General features: G+C 44.0%; 13 protein-coding genes. 9 read left to right on the forward strand and 4 right to left on the reverse strand.

The window, feature by feature from the left end:
• The first annotated feature begins 18 nt into the window (after window positions 1-18).
• Entirely contained in the window at window positions 19-840 is an 822-nt protein-coding gene (locus WIG73_RS07575) for an AraC family transcriptional regulator (RefSeq protein ID WP_337399967.1), read from the forward strand.
• 4 nt (window positions 841-844) lie between these two features.
• On the opposite strand, the gene WIG73_RS07580 is transcribed toward WIG73_RS07575, so the two are convergent.
• A complete protein-coding gene (locus tag WIG73_RS07580; RefSeq protein WP_177680358.1) occupies window positions 845-1,606 on the reverse strand; it encodes a putative ABC transporter permease in 762 nt (253 codons plus the stop codon).
• Window positions 1,607-1,779: 173 nt separating this feature from the next.
• On the opposite strand from WIG73_RS07580, the gene WIG73_RS07585 reads away from it, so the two are divergent.
• The gene (locus WIG73_RS07585) at window positions 1,780-2,082 is read left to right on the forward strand and encodes a hypothetical protein (protein ID WP_337399968.1); all 303 of its coding nucleotides are present in this window, start codon (window positions 1,780-1,782) and stop codon (window positions 2,080-2,082) included.
• A gap of 67 nt (window positions 2,083-2,149) precedes the next feature.
• Here WIG73_RS07585 and WIG73_RS07590 read toward each other — a convergent pair whose 3' ends face one another.
• Both WIG73_RS07590 and WIG73_RS07595 read right to left on the reverse strand, forming a co-directional pair.
• Entirely contained in the window at window positions 2,150-5,467 is a 3,318-nt protein-coding gene (locus WIG73_RS07590) for a DUF6273 domain-containing protein (RefSeq protein ID WP_337399969.1), read from the reverse strand.
• 98 nt (window positions 5,468-5,565) lie between these two features.
• Window positions 5,566-6,483, reverse strand: coding sequence for a nucleoside hydrolase (locus WIG73_RS07595; protein ID WP_337399970.1), 918 nt, complete (start codon window positions 6,481-6,483; stop codon window positions 5,566-5,568).
• Window positions 6,484-6,607: 124 nt separating this feature from the next.
• Here WIG73_RS07595 and WIG73_RS07600 point away from each other — a divergent pair, with 124 nt between their 5' ends.
• The 7 genes from WIG73_RS07600 to WIG73_RS07630 all read left to right on the forward strand — a co-directional run bounded on the left by WIG73_RS07600 (window position 6,608) and on the right by WIG73_RS07630 (window position 14,741).
• Entirely contained in the window at window positions 6,608-7,771 is a 1,164-nt protein-coding gene (locus WIG73_RS07600; RefSeq protein WP_337399971.1) for an ABC transporter substrate-binding protein, read from the forward strand.
• 19 nt (window positions 7,772-7,790) lie between these two features.
• Window positions 7,791-8,675 carry a branched-chain amino acid ABC transporter permease gene (locus WIG73_RS07605; protein WP_337399972.1) on the forward strand — a complete coding sequence of 295 codons (885 nt, stop codon included), beginning with the start codon at window positions 7,791-7,793 and terminating at the stop codon, window positions 8,673-8,675.
• Between the two features lie 15 nt (window positions 8,676-8,690).
• Window positions 8,691-9,761, forward strand: a complete 1,071-nt coding sequence (locus WIG73_RS07610; protein WP_337399973.1) for a branched-chain amino acid ABC transporter permease — start codon at window positions 8,691-8,693, stop codon at window positions 9,759-9,761.
• Window positions 9,758-10,594 carry an ABC transporter ATP-binding protein gene (locus tag WIG73_RS07615; RefSeq protein WP_337399974.1) on the forward strand — a complete coding sequence of 279 codons (837 nt, stop codon included), beginning with the start codon at window positions 9,758-9,760 and terminating at the stop codon, window positions 10,592-10,594. Before WIG73_RS07610 ends, WIG73_RS07615 begins: the two co-directional genes overlap by 4 nt.
• Window positions 10,587-11,330, forward strand: coding sequence for an ABC transporter ATP-binding protein (locus tag WIG73_RS07620; protein ID WP_337399975.1), 744 nt, complete (start codon window positions 10,587-10,589; stop codon window positions 11,328-11,330). The genes WIG73_RS07615 and WIG73_RS07620 overlap by 8 nt, the downstream gene beginning before the upstream one ends.
• Window positions 11,320-12,714: an asparagine--tRNA ligase gene (asnS, locus tag WIG73_RS07625; protein WP_337399976.1), complete on the forward strand. Its 1,395-nt coding sequence runs from the start codon at window positions 11,320-11,322 to the stop codon at window positions 12,712-12,714. Before WIG73_RS07620 ends, asnS begins: the two co-directional genes overlap by 11 nt.
• A gap of 74 nt (window positions 12,715-12,788) precedes the next feature.
• A complete protein-coding gene (locus WIG73_RS07630; RefSeq protein ID WP_337399977.1) occupies window positions 12,789-14,741 on the forward strand; it encodes an NAD(+) synthase in 1,953 nt (650 codons plus the stop codon).
• A gap of 22 nt (window positions 14,742-14,763) precedes the next feature.
• Here WIG73_RS07630 and WIG73_RS07635 read toward each other — a convergent pair whose 3' ends face one another.
• Window positions 14,764-15,582: an AraC family transcriptional regulator gene (locus WIG73_RS07635; RefSeq protein ID WP_337399978.1), complete on the reverse strand. Its 819-nt coding sequence runs from the start codon at window positions 15,580-15,582 to the stop codon at window positions 14,764-14,766.
• Window positions 15,583-15,657: the final 75 nt, after the last annotated feature.

Below are 15,657 nucleotides of genomic sequence, written 5' to 3' on the forward strand. Positions count from 1 at the left end.
AAGTCGCAGGTGATGAACATGTTTATCAGAACAACGCACCCGGATATGTCGGACCAAACGACCTTTGACGAAAATATGTTTGTTGTTTCAAGTGGATATTATAATTTAAAAACAAAAAACCTATCCTGTACCCGGCCAAACGGGAGAAGCGACTATTTTCTTTACTATGTGTTAAAAGGTAAAAGCCGCTATGTTATGAACGGTGAGGAATGCTTTGCCGAAGCCGGCGACGTGGTTTTTTATAATATTTACGATTCACAAAGCTATTCCCATTTGTGTCAGTATCACTCCCAAATTTATTGGGCACATTTTAACGGCCTTGAAGCGGCTCCCTTTCTACAGGAACTAAAACTGACAAAAAGCATGAAAATTCACACGGAGGCAAATATCAGCATTTATTTCGAAAACATTCTAAATGAACTCACCTTTAAAAAGAAACTTTATTTTGGCGCCGCAGCAAACAATTTGGCTTCCATTTTAATTGCAATTTCAAGGGCATTGGAGAAGAAAACAGAGGGAGAAGCAAAATTCGATTATGTCATTTCCCTTATGCACAGTTTAGAAAACAATAAAATGACGCTTATGGAATATGCCAGTCTCTGCGGCTTAAGCAAATCGCAGTTTATCCGGAGCTTTACCGATTATACGGGAATGACGCCCATGCGGTATAAAAACAATATTATTATAAAAGATGCGCAGTGGTACTTATTAAATACCGACCTTGCAATTAACGAAATTGCCGCCATGCTCAAATTTGACAATGTCTATTATTTTTCAAATATGTTTAAAAAACACACGGGGCTTTCTCCAAGACAATTCCGGGAAAAAGCCACGTTTTAATTCTTTATTTTTTCCGTTTTTTCACCAGCTGCCGCAGTGCCTCAGAGCCTGCGGCACGCTGTTTTTCCAAATAGTTTTTCAGGTTTTCCTGTAAGGAAATATCAGAATGGAACGCCAACAAGAACCTCGGTTTTATCATTCTGCTTTCCGCCCCCTGTTTTATTTGCCTTTTCAGTTCTTCATAGCGGACTAAAATTTCGTTTTCGTCTGCAAATTTCTTGATTTTGCTCACAACACGGAAAGAATAGCACAAATCAATTGCAAATATGCCATAAAACATGCCAATGACAAAGGAAAACGCCAGATTTTGTGAAAACCAGTTTAATGCAGAAAGAATATGGGGGTGAACAAAAAAGTAGTAAACCGCTCCCAAAACTGCCCAGAAAAAGGAGTAAAGCGGGCAGATAATGCCTTGAAAATTACCCCAATTATTGGTATAGTCCCAAAGTTTGACGTGCATTCTTTTAATAAAGATAACACCTGCAATATACTCAATCAGCGTCATACACGCGGCCATAACCACAAACAAAACAAGTTTGGCGGCCGTTTGGTTTTGCATCACGATATACGGCTCTAAGCCGGCCAGGAGGTACAATGCACAAAGCCCGAACCCATAAAGGGGAAGACAGGGCCCTGCTAAAAATCCGGGGTTAATCCAGTGGTTTTTGCCCTCCTTGGTAAAAAAGTGACGGAACAAAACCTCAAGTCCCCAGCCAATGACACAGCCAATAGAGAATAAAAAGGCAAGAATTAAAAACTTGTTCATACCATACACCACCAGAAAAAAGATTATTTTATCCATTTTATCACAAGAATGGCAAAAATGCAATTTCTTTTTGCAATAATCTGCCTGCTTCCGCACAATGCGACAGCGCCCGACATATAATGTTGTGAGATGGAATGAAAAGCATCTTAAAATTTTTATTGGAGGTATTTTTTATGTGTGGAATCTGTAACATTGTTAGGTGCATAACAGGCAGAAGAAACGGCTGCGGCTGTGGGTGCAGAACATATGAAAATGAATGTGACCGCCGCGCAACCTGGAGAGAGCCTCGCATGAAGATTCATTGTGCAAGCGGCTTGGGAACCGAAGCAGCACATCCGTGCGGAATGGATGACGACTGGGACTGCGGATGTAACCACAAGCATGACTGCGACTGTGAGCATAAACGCCCCTGCGGTTGTGAACACAAGCGGCCCTGCGACGGCAGACGTGACTGGGACCGCGATTTTGATTGCTAGTTAAAAAACTAAAGGAAAAACAGACCCTGACTGCAGGGTCTGTTTTTTTTGTTATTATGCAAGAATGTCATTTTACAGTAATACTTTTATTATATGGTTTTGTTAATGGGACCATTTTATCAAAAGAATTCCATATTAATACTTTAATATCTGTAATATTTTTCGATTCAATGGTAAATGTTAATTCCGTTTTTTCACCAGCGGCTAATTGAATATTACTTTCGCTAATATCGATTAGTTGACCATCAAAATACATTGGAACAAATACCGAACCAACTGTTGGTTGCAAAGCTGAAATAGTTATAATTACATGATCGTCTACAGCCCTAACTTCATCAATTACACTGAAACATTCTGAAGAATCACTTTTTATGAAAGTAATTGTATAAGTATTGTCTAATGTATCTGTTACACCTGTTCTGCTTAATTCAATCGTAGTAATATCCTCAGTTAAATCTATCTTTGTTTTAACATTATTAATCATTAATTTAGATGAATTGCACGTTAATGTCCCGCCGCTGAAGGTTGGTGTTAATCCAATGGAAGCTGCCTCTATCGGTACATAAATTTTATAGCTGTTTTCAAGCGGATTAAATGTGTTGAACCATGCACCAATATCTGATTTTAGCTCTTTAATTTTAGCATGAGCGGTAACTTTAACTGATTTGGTATCTATAACACCGCTTCCATCTGCTGCTGTTGCAGTGATATCAACCTTACCGTTTTTTAACGCTGTTAAATAACCTGTTTGTGAAATGGTCGCGACAGTTTCGTCGTTTACAGACCAAATTATATTTTTATTTTGTGCAAAATCCGGTGTGACTGTAACCGAATATTGTGCGGAGTCTATAATATTATCGTCTCCTTCAATTTTAATTGCATCTACTTCACGTGGTATAATTTCTATATTGAATGCCGTTTTTTCGGAAATAGGATAAACTGAGCCGGTATCAGTATAAATTTCAGCAGATTTTATATCAACACGTTTTATACTGGGGGCTGTTTGCTCCGATACTTGGAATTCCATTGAAAATGGAACATAAGTTTTGCCTGGCAGAGTATTTGCAGTATCGGTGCTATATTGACAAACAACCGTTGAAACAGACATGCCGTCCATTGTTTTTGTTTCATTGACTGATGCATATTTAAACCCAATTGGCTGCACTGAATTTAACTTAAAACCTAAAGGGTATTGAATTTCGAAAAGAGCAGCGTTTGCAGCTGTGTTAGCCATATAATACAGATTACATGTGAATATGTCGCCAACACGGGCTGTTTCAGAGCCAATGATTTTTGCTTGCTCATTGTCAAATGAAACGGGAATACTGGTGCTCGCATACGGCTCAACTGCTGTTCCTGTTCCGGTCGTAAAGCTTATAGTACTTTGGTTCAAATAAAAAGCGGGACGGATACCACAGGTACCTTTATATGCGTTGTATATGTTTATAGATCCGTTTTTATCAATATATCGAACATCGCAGCCAAAACCATCTGCTTTTGGGGTTCGTAGCCAAGAATACCATGTTTGATCGGCAGAAAGTTCGGTATTTTTATAATCGCTGTTCTCCACACATTGTTCGGTGGGAATACCGATATAATAGTTATTTCCTAAGGTTTCGCTGTTGCGGTAAACTGCATTGATTTGCTTTACATCAGGTAAAAATATTTTGTCTGTTACTTTTTCAGAACAGCAAGTGTCATAATTTTGAACCACATCAGATATATTATCATTATATTTATGATAATTGTCGTTTAGAATATTACCTGCAATTGACATATCATAACCATTTAAAATTGTTTTTTGAGTAACTTCTTTAATGGCTTTCATTTCCATCTCAGTAAAGCCAGTCAAAAAACCTGCCTCATTGTCATAACTGTTGTAACTTAGATAAATTCTGTCAGATTCCGGGGCATTGCCGCATGGCCAAGTAATATCTCCAGGAGATTTATCAGAATTTAACCAGGTGCGTATATTTGAATCTGCCCAGTAATCTGAACCGTAATAAATACGGTAATAGCCTTCTTCATTTGAATAATGATAACCTTTACGATGTGACCCTAAAGACATGCTGCCTGCTGAGTCAAATGCTTTCAGGCAGAGTATCTTGTCACTGAGCATCAATGGACCGTTCTCGTCAATATCAACACAGCGCCATAGAATCGGATCTTCATAATAGGTGCCTAATTGCACATAATCGCCGATATTTAATTTTGCTGTTATTTTGTCATAAACGGCAGTCACTGTCGTGGCACTGCTAATGTCAGATGAGACACTCCATCTACTGACAAATCCATTTTTTTTAGGAGGAGATGGAAAATCTGCAGGTGTCAACGTTTGACCGACAAATTTTGTTATCGTGTCAATAATAACACCGTTTGCATTAAAGATTACATCAAATGTTTCAGCTTCACCAATGAAATACGGATCGTTTGCCGATCCCTGTCCGGATATGACTATGGTTGTAATTTCGTCAAAATAAAACGCAGGCCGTATGCCACTTGAGGCATATGTATTAGCCCCGTCGCCCTCGACAGCTCCCACTTGACCATCGGAACTAACAAAACGCATACTATCACCATGATTAAATGCCTTAGGAGTTCTTAGCCATGATCCATATTTTTGACCAGCTTTTAATGGATTACTTTTGTCATCGTTGTTTTTAACACATTGGTTTGTGAGCGTTCCGATGTAATAGTTTTCGCCTAAGACATCGCTGTTATTATATACAGCAGAGATTTGCTTCACGTCTAACAAAAACATTTTATCGGCAATATTTTCAGAATATGCATGTTCATAATTTGCGAGCACTTTTGATATATCAGCTTTAGGGGTATGGCAAGTTCCGGCCATTGAGAAATTGTCTTTTGCATATTCAAATCCATATAAGATAGATTTTTGTGTAACTGTTTTCATAGCATTTAATTCAGTTTGTGAAAAGCCTGTTAAAAAGCCAGCTTCATCGGCATAGGCATTATAACCTGATTCAATATTTTCTTTTGCAGGCGGATTTCCGCACAGCCAGGTGACCGCTCCTGCCGGTTCATTAGAATTCAACCACGAACGTATATTAGAATCGCCCCAATAATTTGAACCGTTTTCTTTACGCCACATAGCGTTGTCATAACCTCTGCCGTGGGATCCGGTTGTTACGCTTCCTGGTACGTCAAATGGCTTGAGACACAAAATTTTGTCGCTGAGCATCAGCGGGCCGTTTTCATCAATATCTACACAGCGCCAAAGTATCCGTTCGCCATAATAGGAACCCATTTCAATGTAGTCGCCAATTTTAATGTTTCCCCAGGCATTTGCATATATTGGCGCAGACCCAAGCAGTGAAATTATCAGTGCAAATGACGCAAACAAGCTGATTAATTTTCTTTTCATTTGTCATCATCCTCCATTATTCGACGAAAATTGCGTTTGCTTACTCGTTGATTATATGATATTAAACATCAAATGTCAAGTATCAATACAAAACATTTTTATTTCACCAGTTTAGCAAACAGGTCTTCAAAAAGCGCGTCGCGGTAAATTTCGAAAACATAGCGGATGAAGTGACGGTTAGGGTCAAAACCATAGTGGTGGTCATATTCTGGGATAGGGCTTGCAATTAAACGGGAACTCATAAAGCGGTTGCTGTCATTCAGCAGCCAGGCCACCGCAGTTACGTCCCATATCACCCGGGACCAAACGCGGCCTTTTGCATACCGCTCGGCGGCTTCAACTACCGTTTCCGTAAGATATGAGCACAGTGCGTTCTTGCCGTCAATCCAATAGCGAAGTTCAGCCTCTGAAAGATAAAATTTATCAACAACTCCCATACAGGGAAGCTGAACCAGAGGAACGCCGCAGCCAAAAACAACACGGGCCGCAGCCACGTCCTGAGCCATGTTAAACTCGTTGGAATTGCCAAAATCCAAAGCGTGGCCGCCCAGCCAGACAACAACTATGTTTTCCTTAATTTCAGGGGAAATTAATAGGGCAGAAGCGACATTCGTAATTGCACCGATTGCCACAACATAGAGCGGATTCTGCGGCGAATAACCAGTGGCTCTTAACGCCAAATCCTGTGCTGCCGGTGAATGAACCGGGGTATGTTCGTCCTGCAGATATTTACGGGAACCCTTTAACACGCAACCGTCAGGCAGTGCGGCGCCTGCAAGTTTTATAATTTTTAAAATTTCATCATAGCTTTTTTCCATGCCGTCTTCCGGCGAAGTTGAGTTTTCATTAAAAAATGGCGCGGCATAAACTGCTTTTACCGCAAGCTTTTCCGGCGACTTTAAAAGGTATGCCAGAGCAAACTGGTCGTCTACCTCGTTATATGCGTCAGTGTCTAATACCACGTCAATATTATTTTGCGGAACCTCTAAATTTTTTACATACTGTTCAAACGTCATTGTTCTGCTCCTTTTCTTTTTTTTTCATTATATAGTAAATAATTTCAGAAGTAAATAGATAAAATAACGATTTTTTGGAGATAACAAATATATATTGCAAGACTTGAAAAGGCGGGCATAAAAAATGAAAAAGCTTTTAATTTGTGTGTTGGCCCTTCTTTTTCCAGCTGCCTGTTTGGGATGTTCGGCAGAGAAAACGGAAAAAACTGTGAAAATCGGCGTGTTTGAGCCTGCTTCCGGCGATAATGGCGCAGGGGGCAAACAGGAAACGCTGGGAATTTTATATGCCAACAGCCAGACAAAAACCGTTGAAATTGGCGGAGAACCATATCGTGTGGAGCTGGAAACCGTGGATAACGAGTCTGCAACAGACAAAGCGCCTACTGCGGCGCAGAATTTATTGAGCAGGGGTGTTTCGGTGGTGTTGGGGTCTTATGGCTCAGGCGTGTCCATTGCGGCGGCCGATATTTTTGCAAGAGGCGGCGTTCCGGCAATCGGTATTTCTTGCACCAATCCCCAGGTGACGGCGGGGAACGAAACTTATTTCAGAATTTGCTTTTTAGACCCCTTTCAGGGAACGGTGCTGGCAAATTTTGCCCGGGACTATTTAAAAGCAGAAAAAGCATATTGCCTATCAAAACTGGGGGATGACTATTCAGGCGGTCTGGTAAACTATTTTGTTGATGCTTTTCAGAAAGCCGGCGGAGAAGTGGTTTCAGAGGCCTTTCAGGAGGGTAACAGCGACTTTACCTCCTACATCACAAAAGCGAAAAATGAATGCGCCGACATTTTTTATGCCCCGGTTTCCACAGAGGCCGCGGCGCTGCTTGTAGATCAGGCCTCCTCCCAGGGATTAGCGGTTCCCATCTTGGCCGGCGATACCTGGGACAGCAACGTTATTTTAAATGCGGCCAAAGGCAAAAACGTTCAAATATATGTAACTACCTTTTATCAGGAGGGTGCAAACCCGGAGTTTGACGCAGGGGTGAAAGCGTGGATGCAGTCTGACCCCAGGTATATAAAAAACAACGGCGGAGATGTTGGCCTTGCCGCCATGACAGCAATGGGCTATGATGCATATTATGTTGCGCTGGAGGCTATGAAAAAAGCAGACTCAATCAAGCCCGGCGATATTTTAAACGCACTGGGAACAGTGGAGTATGAAGGGGTTTCGGGCAGTATTGCCTTTGATGAAAACGGCGACGCAATTCGGGACAGGGCATATGTGAAAACAGCGGATACTGTGTCCGGAAACTGGAAATTTGTTGCCGAACAGACGGTAAGATAAGTGAAATGGGAGGCCGCGTATGAGAGGTGTCACACAAAATTTGCCGTATTTTTTCGCCGGAATATCAGTGGGGGGCCAATATGCGCTCATTGCCATTGGCTACACCATGGTATATGGCATTTTAAGGCTGATTAATTTCGCCCACGGCGACGTGTTCATGGCGTCTGGCCTGATGATGGTTTATGCTGCATCCGTTCTGCCCATGTGGATTGCGATGCCGCTGGTGGCCGCCGCCACGGTGGTTTTGGGATTTTTGATTGAAAAGGCCGCTTACCGGCCGCTTAGGTCAGCGCCCCGTATGTCCGTTATGATTTCGGCAATCGGTGTCAGCTACTTGCTGCAAAATGTCGCGCTTTACGCAACTGGCGGACTGAACCAAACCTATCCGGCGATTCCCTGGGTCAGCGACACCATATCGGTTTTCGGGGTTGTAACAAAGCGGGTGACAGTTATCACGCCTGTGCTGACCGCTTTGCTGACTGCAGGGCTGATGCTTTTAATCCACCGCACCAAAACCGGAATTGCCATGCGCGCCGTGTCAAAGGATTTTGAAACGGCGCAGTTGATGGGAATTAAAATTAATTCCGTAATCAGCGCCGCGTTTGTAATTGGCTCATTTCTTGCGGCGGTGGGTAGCATGCTCTATTTTTCAAACTACAACGGAATTGTGCCGACGTCGGGCGCCATGCCCGGCTTAAAGGCCTTTGTTGCGGCTGTGTTCGGCGGGATTGGTTCCATTCCCGGTGCGGTAATCGGCGGATTTGTCATCGGCATTTGTGAAAACATTATGAAGGGACTGGGGTGGACGGTTTTTTCAGACGCATTTACCTTTGCGCTGTTAATTGCGGTTCTTACCATAAAGCCCACAGGACTGTTCGGCGAAAAATTAGCAGAAAAGGTGTAAGCGAGGAGGGCTGGCATGAGCAAAAAAAACAATTTTATTTTATCGGGCTTGCTCATTGCGGCGCTGTTAATCGGAATTTATGTGCTGGAGCAAATTTTGCCGCCAACAGAAATGGTATTTGTGGTTTTACAAAAAGGAGCAATTTACGCCCTGGTTGCAGTTTCTATGAATCTGTTAAACGGTTTTGCAGGGCTTTTTTCGTTGGGTCAGGCAGGATTTATGCTTATCGGCGCATACACTTATGCAATCTTTACCATCCCTGAGGTGCTAAAGCCATCCGTTTACCTTTATTTTGGCGGCGGGGCAATTCATTTTACGCTGCCGGTGCTGGCAGCCATTGTTCTTGCCGGACTTGCGGCGGCTTTTTTTGCATATCTCATCGGCCTGCCGGTTTTGCGCCTCAAAAGCGACTATTTGGCAATTGCCACCTTAGGATTTGCAGAAATTATTCGGGCTGTGTTTCAATGGGATGCGCTTGGGCCGGTGACCAACGGTTCCAATCTGCTCAGAAAATTTCAAACGTATGACTCCACACTGTTTCCATTTGTTGTTTCCGGCACTTGCATTGCGGTGATTGTGCTGTTTATCCGCTCCACATACGGGCGTGCGCTTTGCGCTATCCGCGACGACGAAACAGCGGCAGAAGCAATGGGAATTCATCTTGCCCGGCACAAGCGGCTGGCGTTTTGCATCAGTTCCTTTTTTGCAGGCATATCCGGCGCACTGCTTGCAATGTTTCAAATGACGGTGCAGGCCTCAGCCTTTAAGGCAGCCATGACTTATGAGATTTTGCTAATTGTTGTAATCGGCGGAATTGGTTCTGTCACGGGCAGCTGTTTAAGCGCGTTTTTGTTTGTGGCGGCGAATGAGTGGTGGCTGCGGTTTTTAGACACGGAACAATATATCGGCAGCTTTCAAATTCCGCTGCTCAGGCCGGGGTTTCGCAGAGTGGTATTCTCTGTTTTGGTCATGTTAGTGGTTCTGTTTTTTCAAAAGGGGATTATGGGCAGAAAGGAATTTTCCATATCGCGGTTTGCAGGCAGGCTGAAACGCATCTCTTATAAAAATAAGGAGGCAAAACCATGAATCTGCTCTCTTTAAACGACGTCACCATGCAGTTCGGCGGCGTGGTTGCGGTGAATAACCTGTCCCTTACGGTTAAAAAAGGTGAAATTGTGTCGCTCATTGGTCCGAACGGAGCAGGAAAATCCACTGTGTTTAACGTAATTACCGGCGTATATGCGCCTACCAACGGCGTGGTTTCGTTTGACGGTGAAAAAATGATTGAGAATTATCCAAAGGGAAAAATGAAGCGGCTTTATGCAGGCGAAAACAGAGAGAAATATACGAAAACAATGTTAAAACGGCCGGACGAAATTACAAAGCTGGGCATTGCCCGCACCTTTCAAAACATTCGCCTGTTTCGCTCTATGACTGTGTTTGAAAATGTGCTTACGGCAATGCACGTGAGAAGAACAAGCAATGTATTCTCCGCCGTGTTTCGGATAAACCATAAAGAAGAAACAGACATGCGGGAAAAGAGCGCCGCGCTTTTAAAAAGTATTGGCTTGGAACAGCTTCAAAACATGCCGGCATCTTCACTTTCTTATGGCAAGCAGCGGCAGCTGGAAATTGTTCGTGCACTGGCAACAGGCCCAAAGCTTTTGCTGCTGGACGAGCCGGCTGCGGGAATGAATCCACAGGAATCGGAAGAATTGGCGGAATTTATTTTAAAAATCTGCAGCCGCTATGAGCTGACAATTTTGCTGATTGAGCACCATATGGACATGGTGATGGGAATTTCCGACAAAATATATGTGGTAGATTTCGGAAAGCTCTTAGCCAGCGGCACACCGGAGGAGATTCAGCAAAACCAGGCCGTGATTGACGCCTATTTGGGAGGGGCAGAGGATGGGTGACCTTTTGACAATTGAAAACCTCACTGTAACCTACGGCGGCATTGAGGCGGTGAAAAACGTGTCGCTCTCTGTTCCGGAAGGGGAAATTGTAACGCTGGTGGGAGCAAACGGAGCCGGCAAAAGCACAGTTTTAAAATCCGCCGCAGGTTTGGTAAAACCAAAAAGCGGCTGTATTTTTTTTAAGGGGCAAAACATTGCGGCCAAACCGCCCCATGAAATCGTGAAACAGGGAATTGCACTGGTGCCGGAGGGCAGGAGGGTGTTTGCCAACCTCACTGTGAAAGAAAATTTAAAAATCGGCGCATATCTAAGAAAAGACGATTTAAAAGAAAGTATGCAGCACATCTATTCGCTTTTCCCAAGGCTGAAAGAGCGCAGGTGGCAGCTTTCCGGCACGCTGTCCGGCGGCGAACAGCAAATGCTGGCACTTGGCCGCGCCCTGATGAGCCGGCCGGAGCTGATTATGATGGATGAGCCATCTTTAGGGCTTGCCCCATTGATTGTAAAAGATATTTTTGATATAATAAAAGAAATCCGCAATGAGGGCATCACCGTTCTTTTAATTGAACAGAACGCAAATCTGGCGCTTTCCTGCGCCGACACGGCTTATGTTTTAGAAACCGGAAGGCTGGTAAAAAAGGGAACGGGGAAAGCGCTTCTGCGGGACGAAAGTGTGAAAGAGGCCTATTTGGGCAAGGCACGACAGCAAAAAAGGAGTAATAAAAATGGAACATGACAACATAAAAGATATTTACACATCACCTGAACGCTATTCAGGGAAGCAGGTTACCATCTGCGGCTGGATAAAAAACAACCGGGTCGGAAAAGCCCTTGGATTTATCGACCTAAACGACGGAAGCTGTTTTCGTGGAATTCAGGTAGTGCTTGAGAGGGAAAGCATTTTAAATTACGATGAAATCAGCAAGCAGAACATTGGCGCGGCGATCGTTGTTTCAGGAAAAATTGAATTAACGCCCAATATGAAACAGCCCTTTGAGCTGAAGGCGGAAACCGTTCACATTGAAGGCGCGTCTACGCCGGACTTTCCCCTGCAAAACAAACGCCACACGCCGGAGTTTTTGCGGGAGCAGGCATATTTAAGGCCGCGGACAAACCTTTTTCGGGCGGTTTTTCGTGTTAGAAGCGAGGCGGCGTTTGCCATTCATCAGTTTTTTCACGGCAGGGGCTTTGTTTATGTTCACACCCCGCTGATTACCGGGTCGGACTGCGAGGGCGCCGGAGAGATGTTCCGTGTTACCACTTTGGATTTGGAAACCCCGCCGAAAACAGTGGACGGACAGATTGACTGGAAGCAGGACTTTTTTGGAAAAAGCACAAATTTAACTGTATCAGGTCAGCTGGAGGGGGAAACCTTTGCCCTGGCCTTTGGAAAAATTTATACCTTTGGCCCTACTTTCCGAGCTGAAAACTCCAATACAACCCGCCATGCCGCGGAGTTTTGGATGATTGAGCCGGAAATTGCCTTTGCAGATTTAAACGACAACATGAACCTTGCCTGGGACATGATTCAGTATATTATTCAATACGTGTTAAAGCACTGCCCGCAGGAGATTGAATTTTTTAATCAGTTTGTTGATAAGGGGCTAAAGGAGCGGCTTTGCGCGCTGGCGGCCAGCGACTATGAAAAAATTACTTACACTGAGGCGGTTTCGCTTTTAAAAAGCAGCAATGCAGCGTTTCAATATCCCGTGGAGTGGGGAAGCGACCTGCAAACCGAGCACGAACGGTTTTTAACCGAGCAGATTTTTAAAAAGCCGGTTTTTGTGGTGGATTATCCAAAAGAAATTAAGTCCTTTTATATGCGGTTAAACAACGACGGGAAAACCGTTGCGGCAATGGATTTGTTAGTGCCCGGTGTGGGGGAAATTATTGGCGGAAGCCAGCGGGAAGAGCGGCTCGACCTGCTTGTTGAGCGCATGAAGGAGCTTTCCCTTGAGGAAAAGGACTATTGGTGGTATTTAAATTTGCGCAGATATGGCGGAACGAAACACGCTGGGTTTGGCTTAGGGTTTGAGCGGATTATTATGTATTTAACCGGCGTGTCAAACATCCGCGACGTAATACCTTACCCCAGAACGGTGAAAAACGCGGAATTTTAGCGGAAAATGATTGTATCGAATAGAAAATTGTGGTAAAATAAAGGATAGAAATAAATTGATAGCGGAGGGGCAACATGTTTGATTTTGTAAGGATTTCCTGCTGCGTGCCAAAGGTCGCAGTGGCCAATACGGAAAAAAACACACGGGATATTATTAAAAAAATAAAGGAAGCAGAGGCAGCAAAATCAAATTTCATTGTGTTTCCCGAACTGTGTATCACCGGTTACACCTGCGGCGACCTGTTTTTTCAGGAAAGGCTTATGTCCGGGGTGAACAAGGCGCTTTTTAAAATCGCATCTGCCACAGAAAACAGTGAAGCTGTTGTGGTTTTGGGCGCACCGCTGAATATTGCCGGCCAGCTTTATAACTGCTCGGTGGTTCTTGCAAAGGGAAAAATTATTGGCATTGTGCCAAAAACCTTTATTCCCAATTACAACGAGTTTTATGAAAAACGGTGGTTCTCCTCAGCGGAAGACTTAACAGAGCCTTACATGAATTCCAAAAACCTGTTTCCCGAAAACGATTACAGCTATGATATTCCCCTGGGCAGCAGCTTAATTTTTGAAACGGAAAACGGCATTAAATTTGGCGCAGAAATTTGTGAAGACCTGTGGATGCCGGTGCCGCCCTGCATTGGGCTGGCGCTGCACGGCGCGGAACTGATTTTTAATTTGTCTGCCAGCAACGAAACCATTGGGAAACGGACTTACCGACGGGATATGGTAAAACAGCAGTCCTCAAAATGCTACTGTGCCTATGCCTATGTTTCCTGCGGGACAGACGAGTCCACCACAGACTTGATTTTTTCAGGCCACAGCCTTGTTGCGGAGAACGGGACCATTACGTTTGAAAATAAAAAGTTTTTGGATACGGATTATGTGCTCACAACCGACGTGGATCTGGGAAAAATTAAAGCTGACCGGTTAAAATATAAAAGCTATAAAGACGCTACCAGTCTATATCAGGGAGATTCAGTAAAATTTGTGAAGCTTCCGGCCGTGACAGAAAGCGACGGAATGTTATATGAGGTGCGAAAACACCCGTTTATTCCGTCAGAGAAAAAAGCAAGAATAGAGCGGTGTTTAAACATTTTTGAAATGCAGACACAGGCGTTAAAAAAACGGCTCGCCATCACAGGGGGCAGGGCGGTTATCGGTGTGTCCGGCGGGCTGGACTCGACGCTGGCACTTTTGGTGACCTCAGCTGCTGTTAAGCAGCTGGGACTTCCGCCCACCAACATATGCGCTGTCACCATGCCGTGTTTCGGAACTACAGACAGAACGTTTCACAACGCGGTGGCGCTGATGGAATCGCTGGGCGTGACCATGAAGAACATCTCTATTAAAGAAGCGTGTATCCAGCATTTTAAAGATATTGGGCACGACATAAACGTTCACGACATTACTTATGAAAATGTGCAGGCCAGGGAGCGCACCCAGGTGCTGATGGATATGTCGAATGAATTTGGCGGAATTGTGGTTGGAACCGGGGACTTGAGTGAGCTTGCGCTGGGCTGGTGCACCTATTGCGGCGACCAGATGAGTATGTACGGCGTAAACGCGGGAGTTCCCAAAACCTTGGTTCGCTGGATGATTAATAGTTTGACGGAAAACAATGTTTTTCCCGAAAGCACAGAAATTTTAAAAGACGTGGCAGACACCCCCATCAGCCCGGAGCTTTTGCCGCCAGATGCAGAGGGTAAAATTGCACAGAAAACAGAAGATGTAGTTGGGCCCTATGAGCTGCACGACTTCTTCTTATACTATGTTTTGCGTTATGGATTTTCACCTGCCAAAATTTATTGCTTGGCTAACAGAGCTTTTGCAGAAATTTATGATAAAGCAACGGTTTTAAAGTGGCTGAAAACCTTTTATAAACGCTTTTTTACACAGCAGTTTAAGCGGAGCTGCATGCCGGACGGCGTGAAAATTGGCAGCGTGTGCCTCTCGCCCAGGGGGGACTGGAGAATGCCCAGCGACGCGGAAAGCACAATTTGGATCAACGAAGTGGAAACATTGGGTGAATAACAAAAAAGAGTTTAGGCACGCATTAAATTTTGCTGGCGGCCTGAACTCTTTTTCTGTATGCAAGGGGCGTTTCGCCGTACGTTTGCCGAAAACGCCGGGCAAAATAAAACTGGTCGCAGAACCCCAGCTCATTGCTGATGCTTTTAATGGAATGGCTGGTTTTGGAAAGCAGAAACTCTGCCCGGGAAAAAATCAACCCGTCGGTATATTTACCAATCGTCATGCCGGTTTCTGCTTTGAATTCTTTTGTGAGCTTGCTTTCCGAAATAAACAGGCTGGCGGCAATGTCGGCGGCTTTCAGCTGAATAGAAAGGTTGCGGCTGATAAATTTCGTGGCCTTCAGAACCTCAGGCGAATAGTTGTCGCCGGAAAAACCGCGAATTTGATACTGGTCGATAAAACGGGTGAGCGCATATTCTATATATGCTTTCATTTTCAAACCGTATAAAAAGTCTTTCGACTGATAATAAAACAAAATCTTGTCTATCGTTTCCGGGCTTATGGGGAAGCTGGCAAAGGAACGGGCAGCCCCAAAAAAGTTCTGACCGCCGGGTTCTGTCACATTCACATGGAAAAACAGCTGGCTTAAGGAGGTTTCGCACCAATAGTCATAAGTCAGCCCGGCGGGTAGAAAATAGCAGTTGCCTGCGGATAGTTTTATAAATTCGTTTTTACTTTTTGCATAACCCTCACCGTTTAAAATAAAATAAATTCTAGAAAACGGGGAGCAGACATTCTCAGCATGCCAGTCGGTGGAAAGCTTGGCATATCCGTTGTCGGCTATGGTGATGCTTAAGTCGTTAAAAAGTTTTGCGACCTGTGTGTTCTTTTTGATATTCATGTCAAAAACTCCATATTTTAAACGGAAAAATATATTGGAAAAACATATATACCATGTTATAATGCCCTTGAAAGT

Origin of the sequence: Congzhengia sp. (genome assembly GCF_037235575.1) — a bacterium.
Lineage (GTDB): Bacteria > Bacillota > Clostridia > UBA1381 > UBA9506 > Congzhengia > Congzhengia minquanensis.